This is a genomic window from Methylotuvimicrobium buryatense 5G, from assembly GCF_000341735.1.
GTDB classification, from domain to species: domain Bacteria; phylum Pseudomonadota; class Gammaproteobacteria; order Methylococcales; family Methylomonadaceae; genus Methylotuvimicrobium; species Methylotuvimicrobium buryatense.
On sequence record NZ_KB455575.1, the window covers coordinates 2,985,843 to 3,004,291 of the forward strand.

An 18,449-nucleotide genomic window follows, 5' to 3' on the forward strand; every position below is an offset into this window, starting at 1 on the left:
TCTGAAATTTTATTTTATTGTAACTATTCAGTCCCCCGGCAATTTTCGTTCCCACGCTCTGCGTCACTGCCATTAAGTTAAGGTAAGCCCGTCATTCCGCCATGGACTGGCGGAATCCAGTGCCATGGATGGCACGCTTTTGAGGCACATTAGAGCCTGAATGCAAGCATTACTTATCTCTGTGACGGCTTAACTTAATGGCAGCGACGCTCTGCGTGGGAACGCCTGAGTACCGCGCCAGCGGTACGAGACGCCAGAGCGTCTCGGTCTTCATTCCCACGCCGGAGCGGGAACGATTGGGGGGTGTGAAAAATTACAGTTATTCGCTTTAATGAATTTTTTAGACCCGAAATCCGCGACCGATCAACCGGCCGACATTTCGGAAGCCGTTAGACTATTCAATAAGTCCAACGCCTTATCGAGCTTTTCCTCCAACTGAACGGCATACAGCCTAAGCTGAATGATTTCTTTTTGCATCGTTTCGACATTACTGTGAACATGCTCGAAATGCACTTGAAAATAGCGCGGCATCGGAAACGATTCGATTAATTGGCCGCTGAATTTTTTTAGTTCGGACTCAGTAGCCGTTCGATCTGTTATTGACGAAGAAAAATACTGTTGTTTGTCTAGATCTATCATGGCGAATTCCTTACTCGGGCGTCGAACCCGGGTTGTTTAATTCCAACACTCATTGCTAATCATGCCCCAAGCTGATCGACATAAGGCTTTACGATCGAATAAAAATCCGTCCCTGGAGTTGTCGCTTCCATTGTCTTCATAACACTCATACAGGAAACAAAATCCGAATTGCGGGAGGATGTTAAATAACATTGACCGGTTTTTTTTGCTTCCGCTTATTAAGACGTTTCAATCGCCAAAAAACCTCACCGTTATTTTGAATTTTTTTCGATGAATGATCATTCGGCACAATCTACAACGCCGAGGTGGGCTTTTTTTTGATAGTTCGTGCGGAGTAATTTAGTTTCATTAATATATCGGCGAGGCAAATTCGAGATAAATTTCGTAGTTTCGTAGCCCGTATGCAGCGCAGCGGAATACGGGAATGGCGCGGCTTCGAACGTCCCGGATTGCGCTATGCTCCATCCGGGCTACGGGGCTGGTAAATCGGATAGTTCGAAAACTCAATCTCGCCAGGGATTGATGACATCGAGCTCAGGGTAACTGAAGTCGCGAACATTGCGGGTAACCAGCTTCAATCCATGCCTAAGCGCTGTAGCCGCAATCAGGCTGTCGATCGCTGGAATGGGACGCCCTATTTGAGCAATCAATCGTCCCCAGCGGTCAGCTACATCAGCATCCACGCTCAAAATCCGACCGGAAAAAAACTGGGGCAGTTCTACTTCCAGCCAATCCAGTAGTTTGAGCTGTCGATCGTCATTGTTCAGCAAATCGATACCTTTACGGATTTCTCCCAAGGTTAGTACGCTGAGGTAAAGCGTGCCGGCTGGACGTTGTTCGAACCATTCGATGACGCCCTGATTGGGTTCACGGCGACGCAATTCCGATAACACGTTGGTATCGACCAGATAACTCATAGTTCGAATTCACGGGTCAGACTGGCATCGCGTTCTATGATGAGATCGTCCTGATCATAAAGTGGCGAACGACGCATGAATTCAACCAGCGACTGCCGATTACCCGTCAGTCGGTCGTAATCGGCGCGTGAGAGCAGTACCGCAACAGAACGACCGTGATGGGTGATGTCCTGAGGCCCATCCTGTTCGGCGCTGCGTAATACGGTGGAAAGACGCGCTTTCGCCTCCTGAATTTGCCATTTATGCATAATCAACCTCTAATTCTAACCAGTCTGGTCAGATTATAAGCGGTATTTGTTTTAAACGCACTTCACGCCACTAACTGCGCCCGGATCCATACTGCCATTGATCAGACTAAGCCAACGGGGTCAAGACTTGACCCCGTAGCCGGAAAGGCGTTTCGTAGCTTCGTAGCCCGTATGCAGCGCAGCGGAATACGGGAAAGGCGCGGCCTCGAATTTCCCGGATTGCACTACGTTCCATCCGGGCTACGGTGCTATTGAACCTCCGTGTTTTGTCCGCTTCGCCCGGCGTTTTTGCAGCCAACGGATGACACCGGTGACGAACAACAGCGAGCAAGCCAGGCCGGAAAGCAACACCAAAATGCGGCCCGGCCAGCCAAAAGCATGACCGCTGTGCAGCGGCCATTGCCAATCCAAAAAAACATCGCCGGCGCTGCCGGTGCCGGAGTCGTAGACCTTGACGATGGCGCCGGTGTATTGATCGACCGCCACATCACGGTAACCGATGAACCGGTTTAGCTCAGTGACATCGCGCTTCGAGATTTTATATACGTCTGCCTCGCCCTGAGGCGCGTTCAAGCCCCAAAGCCGTCCGGAAGGATAAAAGCGCTGCACGATCGCTTCGGCCTCGCCGGGACTGATCGGTTTATTGCCGGCCCAAGGATCGGACCGGTATTTTTCCGATGCAATGCCGGTCCAAGGATCGGACCGTTCCAACTCGGAGACTTGGCCGACTAAGGTGTCGACTTCATCGGGCAGGTTGAAATAAACCCCGGAAAACAAAACCGGCAGCAACACGACGGTCGAATAAATCCCGACGGTTTTATGCAAATCGTAATTCAGTCTGGTTCTGCCAGCATGGCGTTTTAGGGTAAGCGCTTGCTTGAATTTTCCGGTCAACGGCCACCAGACGATCACGCCGGTCAAGACTAAAATAATCGATACGATGCCTAAAATGCCGACGATGATCCCGCCCGTTTCGCCTAGCAGCAAACACCAATGCAATTGCATGATGAAACTGACCAGCGGCCGGCCCCAATAGCGTTCCTTGGGATGCCAAAGTTGCCGGCCTTTGAACTGGACCGTATACGGATCGACGAATAGGTAATATCCGTCTCCGTCGTTGGCTTGTTCGGCTGCTCTGATGTAATAAAGCAATTTGTAAGCTACATCTACGTTTCGAGGGTAATAGACTTTATGAAGGCGGCTGCCTTCGGGTTTACTGCGCTCTGCTGCAGCGATGATGTCATCCAGCGACCGGTAAGCCGCCGCCCCTTCCGGCGGCGCCGAAACAACCGACAGCTCGGGGTTCACGACTTCTTGCAATTCCTGATAAAAAACCAGAATGCTGCCTGTGACCCCGACCACCGCCAGAATCAAGCCGGCGAACAAGCCCAAATAAAGATGTACGCTCAGCCAAAGCTTGCGGCGTGACTTGAGCCGAGCCAAACGGTCGGCATTCCGTTTGGCGGCGCTCGGCATCCGTTCGCCGGGCGCTGGGTCATCAATAAGTCGTTTCATGATAATCGGCTACTCAATTGCGGTGCGGTTTTGATTGCCGTTAAAGCACGTATCATGTAGCCCGCATGCAGCGCAGCGGAATACGGGAATGGCGCGGCTTCGAACGTCCCGGATTGCGCTATGCTCCATCCGGGCTACCTGGCTATCTTGTTTCTCAATGCCATTTGAGTGGCTTTATGACTTGCTCTGCACTTATGCCTCCAGCGCACAACTCCCGTTACAAACAACAATGGACAAAGCAACCCCGACAGGCATACCAATATACGTCCAGTCATTCCGAATGCTTGACCGGAGTGCAACGGCCATTGCCAATGACTTAGCACCTCGCCAGCCGATCCAATAGTCGGATCATCAATATCCAGAATTTCGCCGCTGTAGCGGTCTATGACTACGCAACGACGACGCAAGAGACTACCGGCTTGTTTAACACCGTCCTTACAAACGGTAAAGGTTGAATCAGGTTTCGTCGCACCGTAAATGACTTGCAAACGCCCGCTTGGATACTCGCGCTCAGCAATTTTTACAGCATCTGCCATTCCCAAAGATGCTAAGTTGATGTTTGGATTGGAATGAAACCAATAGCGATAAGTCGCTGGCGAAAACAACTCGACGACCGGCACCACGTATTTCGGCACGGTAATGTAGATGCCGGAAAACAATACCGGTAACAGTACAGCAGCCGAATAAATTCCACTGGTTTTGTGTAGATCGAAAATTAAACGTTCGGCGCTGGCCTTGCGCTTAATGGTCAAAGCTTGACGCCATTTACCGGTTAAAGGCCACCAGACGATCAGTCCGGTCAATACCGAAATAATCGTCAATGCGCTAATGACGCTGACTGCCAGCTCACCGTATTCACCCAGAAGCAGCGAATAATGCAGGATAAAAATAAAATCGATAAACGTTGTTGGAAAGAGTTGATGACTAGACCAACGTAAACGTTTACCTATCACCTCAGCAGTGTACGGATCGACCGATACCTCCCAAAATTCGGTGGCGCCATGGGCAATCGGAACGGCATAACGAATCCTGCACGCGGCTTCGGCATTCTGCGGATATTGCATATGCGCTTGTTTAGCTTCTCCAGGCATCTCAGGGACACTGGCGGCAATAATATCAACCAATGGTTTATAAGTGGCATCCGCGAACGGTGGTTTAACCGTCAATAATCCCGGTGCCAGCCATTCGTCAATTTCGGGATAAAACGCCAGGATGCTGCCGGTTAGGCCGATCACGGCAATAAATGTACCGAAAAGCAAGCCGAGCCAAAGATGAATGCTTAACCAGAGTTTTCGACGGCGCTTTAGCCGAGCCAAGCGGATTTCGCTAAGTATTCTTGTCGAAGTCATTGTGAGAATTTAGGGGCTTCTTCTCCCCTCAAGCTCCATAAGTTGTGAAAATGATTCTGCAAATCAGTCTAAAAGCCCTGCAAGCTGGGTTAGGCTGTAGCCGTTACCCAACCCGCAATTCCTGCTAAAAACGATATTCAACTCCGCCAATCACTGAGCGGGTACCACCCGGATTAAACGCTGGTACATCAACACCACCGGCATTACCTCTTACCCAAACCGAAGAAGCATAATGTTCGTTGGTCAAATTACGCGCATCAATAAATAGATTCCAATGTTTGCCGTCATCCCAACCGGCACGAGCGCCAAGTAATGCATAAGGCTTAGCAGACAAGGTGTTGGAAAAATCCACCCAATTAGAGCTGACAATTTGTGCATTCGGTCCGATATAAAAACCGCCGGGGTGTTTATAAAGCGCTTCTAATCTGGCGTTATGCTCAGGTATTCCGGGTATTCGGTTATCACCTAGATTCTGATCGTTATCAAAACGAAAGTTATTCCAGGTATAGTTGCCGCTAAGACGCAGTTCATCGCCGGTTGTAACAAGGTTTAAAGATAAGTTAGACTCCAATCCGAGCTCAATACCCGTGTGTAAAGTAGTGCTATCCGCATTTGTCGCGGTAAAGGCGCTACGATCAGTTGGACTGCTAACGATCAAATACTCGTTATTAACCCAAGAGTGATAAAATGCTAAATCCCAATTAAAGAAATCTGTTTGCCCACGGGTACCAATTTCTACTGTGCTCGCAGTTTGAATATCACGGGGTGGCTTCAAAAAAACATGGGCTAAATTTGCTAGCGGCGGCGGTTCCGAACTGCGACTTAAGTTGCCAAAGACCTGAGCTTCTTTGGTCGCTTGCCAAGTAAAACCAAGTTTAGGATTAGGGGCAAAGAAATCCTTATGCGCTTTGTTGTAAGGTGTTGCAACACTGGGAGAGAAACCAAATGTGCGTTCATATTTGACACTGCGATAGTTTATCTGAATACCAGCTACCAGTGTAAATGTGTCGGTTAAGCTGAGTTGGTCTTCCAAATAGACTTCGATATTCTTCCATTCGTCGCGCTCTTGCGCTAATAGCGGTCCCCGTCGCCTATTAACGGTCGCATAATCAAGATCATCGATGAACATCCACTGCATCAAACCGCCCCATACCACCCGGTTTTTCAGACCTAATAGATCGCCATTGATTTCGTGCCGCCAGTTGAATCCTGTGTCTTGCCAAATATCTTCCGGGGTGGCGCGAATCCATTGAAAGTTAAATTTTTTATACCCGTAATAAGCGCCCACTTCGAAGGAGTCTCCATTGTCCATCTGTATTGAATGCTTCAAATCCACCCGATACAACGGAAAGTCATTTGGAAATGCCCAGTTAGGTCCAAACAAACTCTGAGTGTTTTGTTGTGGATTGTCCTTAACTTGCTGTTTTGTTAAGGGATCCAACCCAGTGAAATTGTGTTTTTGAATGTCGAAATACAAACGAGTTTCGTGATTTTCGTTCCAACGGTAACCAACATTACCGTGGCCATAGAACTGTTCCTGTTTATTGTTATCACGGGTGGTGTCGGTGCTTAGATAGGAGAACGATCCGTAAACATCGAAACCGTTGTCGAACACTTTGCCAACGCTAAACGTTGGATTGACGTAATCATAAGTACCCCATTTCATACCGACTCGCATGCCTTCGGCTGTGTAGCCGGTGGGGGTTATCAGATTGATTGCTCCTCCGAGATTGCTGCCACCATATTCAAGCGCATTGGCTCCACGGTACACCTGGACGTGGTCAATGGCATACAAGTTGAACGTTTGAGTATCGGAAGCACCATTTGCACTGGTAAAAGGCATGCCGTTACGGAGTATTTTCAGTCCGCGAATAGGGGAAATAATCGAATTGGCGTCGGAACCGCGAATGGAGATGCGCGATCCACCTGCCGATCCGACGCTGGAATCGCCGACATAGACACCTGGCGCATTGGTAAATACGTCGTTCACCGACAATACCGCGCCCTCATTTATTCGCGCCCCATCAATTACCGTTGTCCCACCGGGAACGCGATTAAGTTTAGTTTGAGATTCTGTAATTGATGGCGATGTCAAATTTAGATCCCCGCCAAGCACTTTCATATCCAACTGCTCCACCGGCCCGGTCCAGGGCTTCTCTTCCGGCTCGGCCTTGACCAGCTCGAATTCTCCGGCCGCCGCCAACAAGGTTTCGGTGCTTAGGCTCCCGGTTTTGGGTATTTCCAGCGTGATCACATTACCGTCGACGGTGCGATAGCTTATTCCGCTGCCTTCGAGCAGGCGTTCGAGCGCTTGTTGCGGCGTGTAGCGTCCTTTGAGGGCGTTAGCGGTCAAGGATTCGGCCAGTTGCGCGCTGTACAGCAGTTGTACGCCGGTTTGCCGCGCGTATTCGGTCAAAGCCGGCACGAGGTCTTGTTTCGGGATATCGAATGCGAAGGTTTGTTCGGTCGAAGGCTCGGCATGGAGCGGGGCGGGAAATACGAGCGAGCCCGATAGGGCGGCCGCGAACAGCGGCGCGGCAGTAAATTGAAGCCGGTGTCGTTTATGCATGGTTTCTCCTGAAGCTTATCGAAAAATGAACGGTGTCTTTGATAAGACGGAGAAGTGATAAAGTACCGCACTGTTTTTTTTATTTTTTTATTGGGAAGGGTTTCGTAGCCCGTATGAAGCGTAGGGAAATACGGGGAGTTCGTGGCCCCGATTGTCCCGGATTGCGCGTTGCTCCATCCGGGCTACGAAGTCGCTTGGGTAGCCCGTATGCAGCGTCAGCGGAATACGGGGAGTTCGTGGCTTCGATTGCCCCGGATTGCGTTGCACTCCATCCGAGCTACGAGGTCGCTTGGGTAGCCCGTATGAAGCGTAAGCGGAATACGGGATTATTCGCCGTAGTCGCCGTCATAATGTTGTGATTCATCGCCCCAATCGACCGGATAAACTCCCGCTTTGACATATCGGTGGAATGTCGAATAGGGCCAGTCCCGGACGCGAGTTACCAACCCGTGTTTGACGGGGTTGTAATGGATGTAATCGAAATGCCGGGTAAAGTCGGATTCATTCCTGATCGTATGTTCCCAGAACCGGTTTTGCCATAGATCGTATTCGCCCCTGCGGTTCTTTTTCACGGCTACGCCGGCTTCGACGAGCCGGTTGGTAAATTGCCTCTTGATCCGTTTCCAACGCATTGAATAGTCTGTATCTTCAGGCGGCAGGATCCAAATGGCGTGCAAATGTTCGGGCAGCACGACCCAAGCTTCGATATGAAACGAGTGTTCGCGCCGCACATCCCGAACCGATTCCCGTAAGACTTCGATGTAATCGACAAGCAGCGAGCGGTTCCGGTTTTGCAAGGTCACGGTAAAGAAATAGGTGCCGCCTGCCACGCGGTTGCGGCGATATGAAGCCATTGATTACCTCGATCGATAGAGTGTCGTTTCGTCGTTCCGTGGCCCGTATGAAGCGTAGCGGAATACGGGGCGTTCGTGGCTCCGATTATCCCGGATTGCGCTACGCTCCATCCAGGCTACTCTAGTACAGCATCACATAGTTGCCGATGCCGGCCGATTTGACCGGCAGAGTTTGGCTAATGACCGCTAAAATCCGGTCGATTCGGTCGATATCGAATACGCCGCTGACCCGGTGCGCAGCCAAGGTTTTGTCGACCAGAATCACTCGGCCGGGACGGTAGCGGTTGATTTCTTCGACGACTTTGTCCAAGGGTTCCGATTCGAACACCAGACGATTGTCTCGCCAGGCCCGTACTTTTTCGAGTTTTACCGGCACCACCGCACCGGGCCGTTGCCCGGCTACCGCCCTAACCTGCTCGCCCGGATGCAACACTACGGCGCCGAAGGGATAATCGGGCTGTGCGACTTGCACGGCGCTTTCGACGACCGTGACGCTGATTTCGCGGCTTTGCTTGCGGACAATAAACTCGGTACCGAGCGCTTGGATTTCATGGCCGCCGGCCGTGACGATAAACGGCCGACCGGGATTTTTGCCGACCACGAATTCGGCTTCGCCGGAAATCAGTTCGACCCGGCGCGTCTCGGGTGTGTACAGGGTATTCAAGGCGCTGCCGGAGTTGAGATAGATCCGGCTACCGTCCGCCAGCTTCACGGTTTCCCGCGCCCCGATCGCGGTACGGTAATCGGCCAGCCAAGGCTGAATACCGGCGTATGGATTTAACCAGCCGACCAGTACAATCAGGCAGGCCGCTACAGCAAGCGACGCCCATCGCGAGGTCCTTTTTTTTCCGGCAGGCTTCGGCTGTTTCGGACCGGCTTTCAACGTGGCCGGGAGGTTTTTGCTATCGGCACCGGCCTCATCGTTTTTATCCAAATAGCGGGCGATAACTTTGCTGTCCTGTAAGCGGCCAAGGGCTTGCCACAAATCGAACGCCTCGGCGAGCGCCCGCCGCCGGTTTTCGCCTTGCGCCAGCCAGCGCTCCAGTTCGCGCTCTTGCGTTAAACCGAATTCGCCCGAGGTCATGCGCGCCAACCAGACCAGCGCTTCGTCTTCCAGTGTTTCGTTGTTATCTGGCAGCATATCGGATGGGCGGATGAATAATGAAGCGGTAAAAAAACATGTCCTTTTAATATTAAGACGAATGGGCGTTAGTTTACCGTATTATTGATGTGCTTATTTCGAGAAATTCCCGGATTAAAAATCGCCGCCGTCAAATTATGAGCAAGTTGCCCGGATGGAGCGTAGCGCAATCCGGGACGATCGAAGCCGCACCTTTCCCGTATTCCGCCGCGCTGCATACGAACTTACGGAATTACGCATCGCTTAGGGCTTTTTTACATTGCTTCAATGCGAGAATGATGTTTTTTTCGACCCAACTCACCGAAATATTCAGTTCTTCGGCGATTTGTTTGTGACTGTAGCCTTCGAAGCGACTCATCGTGAAGATTTTAAGGCATAACGGCGACAATTCTTCTAGCGCCTGTTCGCATAGCTCGAGTTGCTGCCGGCCGAAAACGATTCGTTCGGGACCGGCCGTATCGTCGGGCAATTGTGTGTATTCATCGGCATCGATGTCGTCGGTTTCGCGTTGTTTGCGTAAATGATCGATCGCCAAATTGGCCGCGATGCGGTAAGCGAAAGCACGCGGATTGCCGATCGGTTCGGCGCTATGAAGATTGATCAAGCGCAAAAAAATATCTTGCAGCAAGTCGTTCGCGGTATCCGCGCAAGCTATTCGCCGCACCAAAAACCGGTGCAACTCCTCTCTGTGCCGTTCGATCAAGGCTTGCGCTTCGCTGGGAGTGAATTCCAACATTTAGACTAGAAAATTATTGATTGACGAGGTTCAACCGCATTCATACGGTTAAAGCTTACAGCAATTAACAAGCCATTCGCAGCGCAATGGGTAAACCGTTCGAAAACAGGCTTGTTATTAAACGACAATTTGCCTTGCGCTTCTTCCTAAAACCTATGACGGAATGTTCCGTCAAGCATTAAAAATAGGTTATTTCACACACTCAAATGCGCGATATGCCGCATTTTTTCGAATAAATAAAGACCTAAATGCAGCTTCGGAAAGACCAAAAAACCGGGAACAGCAAGAAAATACACGCAGCCGAATCAAACGCCCAACCTCAGGCACAAGAAATGCTTAGTAAATCGATAGGAAATTCCATGACCATATAATTTTCACCTCCTCCACTCTCAATGCTGAAACCAAGCGCTCAACATATTGCCGAATTGATCACCGAACACCGGGACGAGTTGGACCGTTTCATCATGCGTAAATTGGGATCGCAAGATATCGCCGCCGATATTCTGCAAGACGCTTTTTTACGGATGACCCATCAATCCGGCAATGAATGCATCGAAAACCCTCGCGCTTTCATCTTCCGTATCGTCGCCAATCTGGTAATCGACCATAAACGGCGCAGCGTCAACCGGTTGCCGCATGAAGCCGATGAAGAAACCCTACATGCCATACCTGACAATTTGGCGTCGCCCGAAGTCTGCTGGGAATCCCGGCAGCGTCTTGAAATCCTGCAGCAAGCGTTAAGCGAATTACCGGACAAATGCCGCCAGGCTTTTTATCTGAACCGGGTCGAAGGTTATACGCATGCTCAGATCGCGCAAGCGTTGAACCTGTCGGAAAGCATGGTTGCCAAGCATTTGCTAAGAGCGATGAAACATTGCCGCGGCCGCGTTCAAAATTGACCTTTTTCTCGCTGGGCATGCACTTTGCCGGCCGCCCTGCCGATAATGGCGTACTTTTCCCGAATCCCGGCTAGAATCGGGTAAAATCCGTTGCCGATAATCCTCTCGTGATACGTCATAGTATTTAAACCACTCTCGAAACGTTTTGATGTCCAAAAAACCCGTATCGAAAATCCATGCCTTATCGGACCGAGCTTTGGAATGGCTGATTTTACTGCATTCCGGCAATGCGACCGAATGGGACCGGCAAAACGCCCACGAATGGCGCGCGCGCAGTCCCGCGCACGAAAAAGCCTTTGCGGAAGCCGAGCGGCTATGGTTCGACATGGGCGAAGCGCTGGCCGGCAAACCGCTGGAAACCGTCAAACCCCGGTTTTCGACGGCCAAACTCTCGGGACTGGCCGCACTGTTTTTGTTGGCGGCGGTTTTACCATTTTTGGGCCTCCACGACTACTTTTTCAGCGATTACCGGACCGGCGTCGGCGAACGGCGCACGATCATTTTGGCCGACGGCAGTCAAGTGCTGTTGAATACCGATACAGCGATAGCGCTGAATTGGAACGAACAAGAACGGTCGATAACGCTGCGGCGGGGGCAAGCGCTATTCACCGTCGAGCCCGACCCGAACCGGCCGTTTTCGGTCGAGACCGATGACTGCACCGTCACCGCGCTCGGCACCGTGTTCGAAGTCCGCACGGAGCGAGAGGCCACCCGCGTAACCGTATTGGAACATGCCGTCGAGATCGAGCCAGTTTTAAGCGGCAAACCAGCATTGCGCCTGGAGGAAGGCCACCAAACCCGCTTCGGTACAGCGCAAGGATTCGAGCCGGTGAACGCCGCCGATATCGATCAAGTCAAGGCCTGGCAACGCGGCAAGCTGATCGTCAAAGACCGTCCGTTGTCCGAAGTCGTGGCCGAACTCGACCGTTATTACCGGGGAGCTATGATCGTCGCAGGCAACCATCTACCGAATTTACGGGTCACCGGCGTCTTCCCGACCGGCGACCGGGACGGCGTGATCGCAATGATCGAAACAGCGCTGCCGGTCCGTGTAACCCGGTTAACGCCGTGGTTGACGATATTGCACGAGTGATGGCGATGGTAGCCCGGATGAAACGCAGTGCAATCCGGGAAAGCCGAAGCCACGCCCTTCCCGTATTCCGCTCCGCTGCATACGGGCTACGAAACGGCTTTTGCTCCAACGTACACCGAAGTGACCGACTTGACACAATGGACCTCGCATTCCCAAAGACCGTGACGGTCGGCATACCGAAACCGTAGACCCCGTAGCCCGGATGGAACGCAGTGCAATCCGGGAAGGCCGAAGCCACGCAGTTCCCGTATTCCGCTCCGCTGCATACGGGCTACATGCTACACTTTTTCAATCCGATAAAATTATCCGTTAGCCCATGACTCAACCATCCGATCCATCGAACGACTTCGATTCGCCCTGGAAAGAGGCGCTCGAATATTATTTTCCCCAGTTCATGGCGTTGTTGTTTCCCGGCGCCCATGCCGAAATCGATTGGTCCAGGCCGCATGAGTTTCTCGATACCGAACTGCAAAAAATCGTCCGGGATGCCGAATCCGGGCGCAGGCATACCGACAAGCTGGTCAAGGTATTTACGCTCGGCGGCGTCGAAACCTGGGTTCTGATCCATGTCGAAATTCAAGGCAAAGCCGACCGGCACTTCAATCGCCGCATGTACCGCTATCATTATCGGCTGCAAGACCGTCACCCGAATCGGCGCATCGCGAGTTTCGCAATTCTGACCGACCGGAATTCGGCCCGGCAGCTTGGACATTACCGACAAACCTTGTGGCAGACCGAAATCGATTTTAAATTTCCGGTCATCCGCTTACAGGATTGGCACGACCGTCGAACCGACCTGGAAAACAGTCCGAATCCGTTTGCGCTAGTGGTGTTGGCGCAATTGGACGCGCATCGCACCCGGCAAGACGATACCGCGAGGAAAGTCAGTAAATTCGGTTTGATACGGCTATTGTTGTCGCGCGATTACGCGCGGCAGGATATTATGGAGCTGTTACGGGTCATAGATTGGCTGATGCAGCTCCCGGATGAGTTAGAACGGCAATTAACCGATGAAATCAAACAACTGGAGGCGGAAACAATGACTTATGTGATGTCGATAGAGCGCTTGGCTCTGGAGCAAGGTAAATTGGAAGGTAGATTGGAAGGGAAATTAGAAGGGAAATTAGAAGGGAAAGCCGAAGGGAAGGCGGAAGGAAAAATAGAAGGCAAAGCCGGACTACTTCAGCGCCTATTGATCAAACGCTTCGGCCCATTACCGGACGCGATTCAACGGCGTCTCGATCAAGCCACGTCGGAACAACTCGAAATCTGGGCCGAGCGCGTTCTGGATGCGCCGAACTTACCGGCGGTGTTTGACGATCATTGAGCACCGTAGCCCGGATGAAACGCAGTGCAATCCGGGAATGCCGAAGCCACGCCCTTCCCGTATTCCGCTTGCGCTGCATACGGGCTACGAAAAGATAAATTCATTTCGACAAAATTTTTTTGCGATTGCCGTTACAAGATTTTCCCTCCTGATCCGTCTTAAGCAATAGGCCGCTTTAGGCCGTGACCTTATCAGGAGAAAACATGGAAAATAATGAAGATCATTTAGGCTCCCGCGCCAAGTTTGCGTTCGGCCTCTGTTCCGTCGCGGCCGGACTATTGGCCGGGAGCATCGCAGCGCCGGCCGTGGCAAGCGAAACACCCGCCTTCGCCTCGCCGCAATCCTTCGATATCCCCTCGCAACCGCTGGACAGCGCACTCACCGAACTGGCCGACCGCGCCGGACTCAAACTGCTGTACCACGCGGACACGGCCCGGCAAGCCCGCTCCCACAAAGTCACCGGCAATTACACGCCGCAACAAGCACTCGACATCATGTTGCACGACACCGGCTTGAGCTACCGCTTGACCGATGACGGCGCGCTCACCATCGAAAAACCTCGCACCGAATTCAGCACCGAAAGTCTTCTAGCTGAAGCCGGCGAGTTCGAGCTGGTCAAGGCCGAGCCGGAGGAAAAGCCCTGGACCGGGCCGGTGGAGCAGTTGGATATGAAAGTGCTCGGCGGGGCTTTGGACGGGTACGCGGCGGTGACGGCCAGTACCGCGATGAAGACCGATACGCCGATTATGGAAACACCGGTTTCGGTGCAGGTGGTGCCGAGGACCGTAATGGACGATCAAAAAGTAACCCGGATAACGGAGGCATTGGAAAACGTTAGTGGCGTTCGCCCCCAATCCTCGATGGGAACCGGTACCGGATTTATCGTACGCGGCTTTAGAAATCCTTCCGTTTATCGCAACGGACTATTGGCAGTACCGGGTGGATTTCGTACCGAATTCGATAGCGCTAATATTGAAAGCGTGGAAGTGCTCAAAGGGCCTGCTTCGATCTTATACGGGCGCATCGAGCCGGGCGGATTGATCAATGTCAACATCAAAAAACCGTTGGATACACCGCATTATTCATTGGAACAGCGCTTCGGCTCTTATAATTTTTATCGAACCGAATGGGATGCGACCGGATCGATTACCGACGATAAGTCTCTGCTCTACCGTTTTACCGGCTCTTATCAAAATAATGAATCTTTTCGTGATTTCGTATCGAACGATCGAATCTTGATTTCACCTAGCATTACTTGGCGCCCTACCGACGCAACAGACATTACCCTCAATGTCGAGGGTGTCACTCAGGATTATCAGGCGGATTATGGTATACCGGCGCTTGGCAAGCGCCCGGCTAATATACCGATCGAACGTTCGTTTGGCGATCCGAACGATCCGTTCGACAGCTTACACAAAGTTTTGGTTAGTACGGAGCTGAATCACCGATTTAATGAGGATTGGGCGGTGCATAGCCGTTTTCTAGCAAATTTCAGTGAGCAAAAAGAAACGTTTCTCAATCCGACGCCAGCATTCGGCAATGCATTGAATCCGAACACAGGGATACTTCAACGCAACGTTTTTTCTCAACATAACGATAACGAAACCTACTCCACCAATCTCGATTTGACCGGCAAGTTTTTTATCGGCGGCACACAGCACGATATTTTAGTGGGTTATGACTATTTCAGAGGCTTCTCGAAATACAATACACAAGGATTTTATAACAACGCCAATCCGGCACTGGATATCAACATCTATAACCCGGGACCCAGTTACGGCATCGATCCTTCGGTCTTTAGTAATGCCGTCTCCACGACCGAACTAAGCGGAAGGAATTTTTCTCTGTTCAAAAACGAATGGCATGGCGTGTATTTCCATGATCACATCACGCTTTGGGATAAGCTGCACATTCTGGGCGGTGGACGTTACGACTGGGCGCAAACCGGAAGAGGTAGTGCCGGTTCGTTCGAAGCGGCCGAAAACGCTTTACCGGCCGCGATCCGCAAAGACGAAGGTTTTAGCCCGAGAGTAGGCGTTCTCTATCAACCCTGGGAATGGGTCAGCCTGTTCGGTAACTGGACGACATCGTTCGGTGCTAATAACGGTATTTCAGCGACCGGCGAATCGTTCGACCCCCAAATCGGCGAACAATTCGAAGCTGGAATCAAAACTCAACTGTTTGATCAACGGTTAACGGCTACGCTGGCTTATTATCATTTGACCTTGGAAAACATTTTGACGCCCGATTTGACCGCATCCGATCCGAATGCCCGAGTTGCCATCGGCGAACAACGCAGTCAAGGCATCGAGCTGGATGTGCTCGGCCAGATTACAGACGAACTGAGTGTAATCGGCAGTTATGCATTTACCGATGCGCGGATCACGAAGGATAACCGGACTTTAAACGGCGTAGTTCAAGGCTACGAGGGCAACCGTTTAACCAATGTGCCCGAGCATTCAGGCAGTCTTTGGTTGAGATACGATGTCAAGCGGTATGCTCCATTGGATGGTTTGAGTTTCGGGATCGGAACATTTGCCGCCGGACAACGGCAAGGCGATAACGAAAACAGTTTTCAATTGCCGGGATATGTGCGTTTGGACGCGTTTACTGCCTATCAGTGGAAAGTGGGCGATTCAAAATTGACCGCGCAATTCAATATACGCAATCTGTTGAACAAAACCTACTATGAGTCGACCGATCCGGATGCCAACGTCGCTCCACGCAATGGCATCTATCCCGGTGCGCCTTTGACGGCAATGGGGTCGATCCGCTTGGAGTATTAATTCGCGTCTGTTATTTCATTCTATCAGCACCGTAGCCCGGATGGAGCGCAGCGCAATCCGGGAAGTTCGAAGCCGCGCCTTTCCCGTATTCCGCTTCGCTGCATACGGGCTACAACCGTTCATTCATACATCCGATAGAACATGATGAGACAAAACGAAAACGACCGTCCCGGCGGCGAATTCGCCGCTTCGGCAAAAAGACCCATCAAGACCCGCCTGCATCGACTCAAAAGCCGGCGCAAAGTCTGGCTCGACGTGCATTTATGGCTGGGTTTGGCGTTAGGGTTTTTGCCGGCGATTTATGGCGCCGTAGCCCGGATGAAGCGTAGCGCAATCCGGGAAGTTCGAAGCCGCGCCATTCCCGTATTCCGCTTCGCTGCATACGGGCTACGTCCGTTCATTCACACAACCGATAGAAGATGATGAGACAAAACGAAAACGACCGTCCCGGCGGCGAATTCGCCGCTTCGGCAAGAAGACCCATCAATACCCGTCTGAATCGGCTCAAAAACCGGCGCAAACTCTGGCTCGACGTGCATTTGTGGTTGGGTTTGACGTTAGGCTTTTTGCTGGCGATTTACGGTTTGACCGGCAGTATTTTGGTGTTCCATGCCGAAATCGACGAATGGCTGAATCCGAAGTTGTTGACGGTCGAACCGCCCGAACGGACGGCTGCTTACCGACCGCTCGCGGAGATTTTCGCCGCCGGCCGATCCGCCATGCCGAACAATGCAAACCATACCTTCGCGACCTATCCGCGCAACGATGAAGCGGCCTTTCGACTGTCCTATTCGGTACCGTCCGGCATAGACGCCAATAAAAGCTGGCAGGTTTATGTCGATCCTTACACGTCCGAAGTAATCGGAAAACGCTTGATGGTGTCATCAGGCCGCTGGCTGCCGCATACTTTCATTGGATTCGTTTTCAGGCTGCATTACGATTTATTGTTGCCGGAGGACATCAGTCCGGTTATCGTCGGCCTATCGTCCGCGTTATTGATCATTTCGGTCCTGACCGGCTTGATCGTTTGGTGGCCTTTGACCGGCAAATGGCGCAACGCGCTGACGATCAAACGCCGTGCGAGCGGCGAGCGCTTGAATTACGACCTGCACAAGACTTCCGGTTTTTATACGGCTTTGATCATGCTGCCGGTGCTGTTTTCCGGTATTTACATGGTTTTACCGCATAATGTCGTGCCGGTGCTGGAGCTGTTTTCGCCGGTGACTTACCGTTACTGGTTTAAATCCGTACCGGTCGACGGCCTGGAGCCGATTGCGATGGATCGGGCTATCGCAATCGCAGATGAGCGCTACCCGAACGGGCGGCCGCATTGGATTTACGGCGCGCCCGGCGCGGAAGACACCTATACGGTTTGCAAGGACGATGTCGATCGGCCGGGCAGTTGGATACAACGGGTTTGTGTCGTGATCGACCGGTATTCCGGCCGGGTGCTCGATGTCGACGATCCGGCGATCGGCACGGCCGGCGAAGTGTTCACGCATTGGCAATGGCCGTTGCACTCGGGCCAGGCTTTCGGCATAACCGGACGCATTCTGGTCTTTCTGACCGGCTTGGCTTGTCCGCTGTTGTTCGTCACCGGCGTTATCCGCTGGCTGCAAAAACGGCGGGGCGCGAATTCCAAAACGCGTAGCCCGGATGGAGTGTAGCGTAATCCGGGACGGCCGAAGCCGCGCCTGCTCCGTATTCCGCTTCGCTGCATAGGGCTCTACAGCGCTCAAGGCTTTCGATGTTCCGAATTAGCCTTGAAGTTTGTATAAATAATTTAAGCTAGGGTATGATCGAATCACCACTGAGTCACACCACTTCACATTTTAGGTTCTTTGATTCCCTGGCTGCGTTTTACGGTTGCATTATGCCGCCCGCAATTCCTCATGCAATATTTTCCGTAACATTTCAGCGATGAGGGGACGGCTCCGGAGACAGGCTGATACGCAACGTTTCGTTGATCAAAGTTTGATAGCCTTTACCGGTTTGAGCGGCACGCTCACGGAATACCGCGAGAATGTCATCATCCAGAAACATAGTGATGCGGTTTTTGCCGGACTGCTCAACGACTGCCTCGCGTTTGCCAACGGTAAAAACGTACTCGTCTTTTATTGTCTAGCCCTCATAAACGCGCCGCTCGTGAGGCTGGACGGTGCGCGCGGAAATAATCCGGATTCATCTGGCTTGGCAGGCGTCGAACACCATGGAATGGCTCTGGTCTTTGCGACGTTCCTGGTTGCGGCCTTATCAAGGTATCACTCAAGAATATCTACTGCTCTACCTGGGCTTTTTTGAAGTTATTCATGACAAAAAAACGCGGCAAAGCGTTTTACAATGTCTGGTTGAATTGTTGGTGGCTTGAATTAGCTC

General features: G+C 51.9%; 19 protein-coding genes. 8 read left to right on the forward strand and 11 right to left on the reverse strand.

The features are described from left to right. Positions 1-363 precede the first annotated feature (363 nt). The 6 genes from METBU_RS24125 to METBU_RS0113440 form a co-directional block, all read right to left on the reverse strand. The gene (locus tag METBU_RS24125; RefSeq protein ID WP_017841120.1) at positions 364-639 is read right to left on the reverse strand and encodes a hypothetical protein; all 276 of its coding nucleotides are present in this window, start codon (positions 637-639) and stop codon (positions 364-366) included. 503 nt (positions 640-1,142) lie between these two features. Continuing rightward, positions 1,143-1,556, reverse strand: coding sequence for a type II toxin-antitoxin system VapC family toxin (locus METBU_RS0113420; protein ID WP_017841122.1), 414 nt, complete (start codon positions 1,554-1,556; stop codon positions 1,143-1,145). Further along, entirely contained in the window at positions 1,553-1,804 is a 252-nt protein-coding gene (locus METBU_RS0113425) for a type II toxin-antitoxin system Phd/YefM family antitoxin (protein WP_017841123.1), read from the reverse strand. The genes METBU_RS0113420 and METBU_RS0113425 overlap by 4 nt, the downstream gene beginning before the upstream one ends. 240 nt (positions 1,805-2,044) lie before the next feature. Next, the gene (locus METBU_RS0113430; RefSeq protein WP_017841124.1) at positions 2,045-3,319 is read right to left on the reverse strand and encodes a PepSY-associated TM helix domain-containing protein; all 1,275 of its coding nucleotides are present in this window, start codon (positions 3,317-3,319) and stop codon (positions 2,045-2,047) included. A gap of 134 nt (positions 3,320-3,453) precedes the next feature. Beyond that, on the reverse strand, positions 3,454-4,668 hold the full coding sequence (locus METBU_RS0113435; protein WP_017841125.1) for a PepSY-associated TM helix domain-containing protein: 1,215 nt from the start codon (positions 4,666-4,668) through the stop codon (positions 3,454-3,456). A 124-nt stretch (positions 4,669-4,792) separates the two neighbouring features. Then, entirely contained in the window at positions 4,793-7,021 is a 2,229-nt protein-coding gene (locus METBU_RS0113440; RefSeq protein WP_235726410.1) for a TonB-dependent receptor domain-containing protein, read from the reverse strand. A 12-nt stretch (positions 7,022-7,033) separates the two neighbouring features. Here METBU_RS0113440 and METBU_RS28775 point away from each other — a divergent pair, with 12 nt between their 5' ends. Then, positions 7,034-7,183, forward strand: a complete 150-nt coding sequence (locus METBU_RS28775; protein WP_235726411.1) for a hypothetical protein — start codon at positions 7,034-7,036, stop codon at positions 7,181-7,183. Positions 7,184-7,563: 380 nt separating this feature from the next. Here the strand turns inward: METBU_RS28775 and METBU_RS0113445 are convergent, their stop codons facing one another. The 3 genes from METBU_RS0113445 to METBU_RS0113455 all read right to left on the reverse strand — a co-directional run bounded on the left by METBU_RS0113445 (position 7,564) and on the right by METBU_RS0113455 (position 9,968). Continuing rightward, a complete protein-coding gene (locus METBU_RS0113445) occupies positions 7,564-8,091 on the reverse strand; it encodes an REP-associated tyrosine transposase (RefSeq protein ID WP_017841127.1) in 528 nt (175 codons plus the stop codon). A gap of 121 nt (positions 8,092-8,212) precedes the next feature. Then, positions 8,213-9,232, reverse strand: coding sequence for a FecR family protein (locus METBU_RS24130; RefSeq protein WP_017841128.1), 1,020 nt, complete (start codon positions 9,230-9,232; stop codon positions 8,213-8,215). 232 nt (positions 9,233-9,464) lie between these two features. Beyond that, positions 9,465-9,968: an RNA polymerase sigma factor gene (locus tag METBU_RS0113455; RefSeq protein WP_017841129.1), complete on the reverse strand. Its 504-nt coding sequence runs from the start codon at positions 9,966-9,968 to the stop codon at positions 9,465-9,467. A 392-nt stretch (positions 9,969-10,360) separates the two neighbouring features. Between METBU_RS0113455 and METBU_RS0113460 the strand changes: the two genes are divergently transcribed. Next, positions 10,361-10,867, forward strand: coding sequence for a sigma-70 family RNA polymerase sigma factor (locus METBU_RS0113460; protein WP_017841130.1), 507 nt, complete (start codon positions 10,361-10,363; stop codon positions 10,865-10,867). On the opposite strand, the gene METBU_RS29035 is transcribed toward METBU_RS0113460, so the two are convergent. Continuing rightward, entirely contained in the window at positions 10,858-10,986 is a 129-nt protein-coding gene (locus METBU_RS29035) for a hypothetical protein (RefSeq protein ID WP_017841131.1), read from the reverse strand. The genes METBU_RS0113460 and METBU_RS29035 overlap by 10 nt on opposite strands. Before the next feature lie 29 nt (positions 10,987-11,015). Between METBU_RS29035 and METBU_RS0113470 the strand changes: the two genes are divergently transcribed. The 5 genes from METBU_RS0113470 (at position 11,016) to METBU_RS0113490 (ending at position 17,740) form a co-directional block, all read left to right on the forward strand. Next, positions 11,016-11,960, forward strand: a complete 945-nt coding sequence (locus METBU_RS0113470) for a FecR family protein (protein WP_017841132.1) — start codon at positions 11,016-11,018, stop codon at positions 11,958-11,960. Between the two features lie 316 nt (positions 11,961-12,276). Further along, positions 12,277-13,287, forward strand: a complete 1,011-nt coding sequence (locus METBU_RS0113475; protein ID WP_017841133.1) for a DUF4351 domain-containing protein — start codon at positions 12,277-12,279, stop codon at positions 13,285-13,287. Positions 13,288-13,490: 203 nt separating this feature from the next. Next, the gene (locus METBU_RS0113480; RefSeq protein WP_017841134.1) at positions 13,491-16,073 is read left to right on the forward strand and encodes a TonB-dependent siderophore receptor; all 2,583 of its coding nucleotides are present in this window, start codon (positions 13,491-13,493) and stop codon (positions 16,071-16,073) included. 141 nt (positions 16,074-16,214) lie between these two features. Then, entirely contained in the window at positions 16,215-16,496 is a 282-nt protein-coding gene (locus METBU_RS28145; RefSeq protein WP_017841135.1) for a hypothetical protein, read from the forward strand. Then, positions 16,496-17,740 carry a PepSY-associated TM helix domain-containing protein gene (locus tag METBU_RS0113490; protein WP_017841136.1) on the forward strand — a complete coding sequence of 415 codons (1,245 nt, stop codon included), beginning with the start codon at positions 16,496-16,498 and terminating at the stop codon, positions 17,738-17,740. Before METBU_RS28145 ends, METBU_RS0113490 begins: the two co-directional genes overlap by 1 nt. Before the next feature lie 247 nt (positions 17,741-17,987). Here METBU_RS0113490 and METBU_RS29040 read toward each other — a convergent pair whose 3' ends face one another. Then, on the reverse strand, positions 17,988-18,191 hold the full coding sequence (locus METBU_RS29040; protein WP_201764900.1) for a BrnA antitoxin family protein: 204 nt from the start codon (positions 18,189-18,191) through the stop codon (positions 17,988-17,990). A gap of 40 nt (positions 18,192-18,231) precedes the next feature. On the opposite strand from METBU_RS29040, the gene METBU_RS27575 reads away from it, so the two are divergent. After that, the gene (locus METBU_RS27575; RefSeq protein ID WP_138767064.1) at positions 18,232-18,441 is read left to right on the forward strand and encodes a hypothetical protein; all 210 of its coding nucleotides are present in this window, start codon (positions 18,232-18,234) and stop codon (positions 18,439-18,441) included. Positions 18,442-18,449: the final 8 nt, after the last annotated feature.

Coding starts and splice junctions, on each gene's coding strand:
- METBU_RS24130 (WP_017841128.1), bottom strand. CDS start 9,232: ATGCTGCCAGATAACAACGAAACACTGGAAGACGAAGCGCTGGTCTGG.
- METBU_RS0113460 (WP_017841130.1), top strand. CDS start 10,361: ATGCTGAAACCAAGCGCTCAACATATTGCCGAATTGATCACCGAACAC.
- METBU_RS0113420 (WP_017841122.1), bottom strand. CDS start 1,556: ATGAGTTATCTGGTCGATACCAACGTGTTATCGGAATTGCGTCGCCGT.
- METBU_RS0113430 (WP_017841124.1), bottom strand. CDS start 3,319: ATGAAACGACTTATTGATGACCCAGCGCCCGGCGAACGGATGCCGAGC.
- METBU_RS0113445 (WP_017841127.1), bottom strand. CDS start 8,091: ATGGCTTCATATCGCCGCAACCGCGTGGCAGGCGGCACCTATTTCTTT.
- METBU_RS0113470 (WP_017841132.1), top strand. CDS start 11,016: ATGTCCAAAAAACCCGTATCGAAAATCCATGCCTTATCGGACCGAGCT.
- METBU_RS0113480 (WP_017841134.1), top strand. CDS start 13,491: ATGGAAAATAATGAAGATCATTTAGGCTCCCGCGCCAAGTTTGCGTTC.
- METBU_RS0113490 (WP_017841136.1), top strand. CDS start 16,496: ATGAGACAAAACGAAAACGACCGTCCCGGCGGCGAATTCGCCGCTTCG.
- METBU_RS28145 (WP_017841135.1), top strand. CDS start 16,215: ATGATGAGACAAAACGAAAACGACCGTCCCGGCGGCGAATTCGCCGCT.
- METBU_RS0113425 (WP_017841123.1), bottom strand. CDS start 1,804: ATGCATAAATGGCAAATTCAGGAGGCGAAAGCGCGTCTTTCCACCGTA.
- METBU_RS24125 (WP_017841120.1), bottom strand. CDS start 639: ATGATAGATCTAGACAAACAACAGTATTTTTCTTCGTCAATAACAGAT.
- METBU_RS0113435 (WP_017841125.1), bottom strand. CDS start 4,668: ATGACTTCGACAAGAATACTTAGCGAAATCCGCTTGGCTCGGCTAAAG.
- METBU_RS29035 (WP_017841131.1), bottom strand. CDS start 10,986: ATGACGTATCACGAGAGGATTATCGGCAACGGATTTTACCCGATTCTA.
- METBU_RS0113455 (WP_017841129.1), bottom strand. CDS start 9,968: ATGTTGGAATTCACTCCCAGCGAAGCGCAAGCCTTGATCGAACGGCAC.
- METBU_RS0113475 (WP_017841133.1), top strand. CDS start 12,277: ATGACTCAACCATCCGATCCATCGAACGACTTCGATTCGCCCTGGAAA.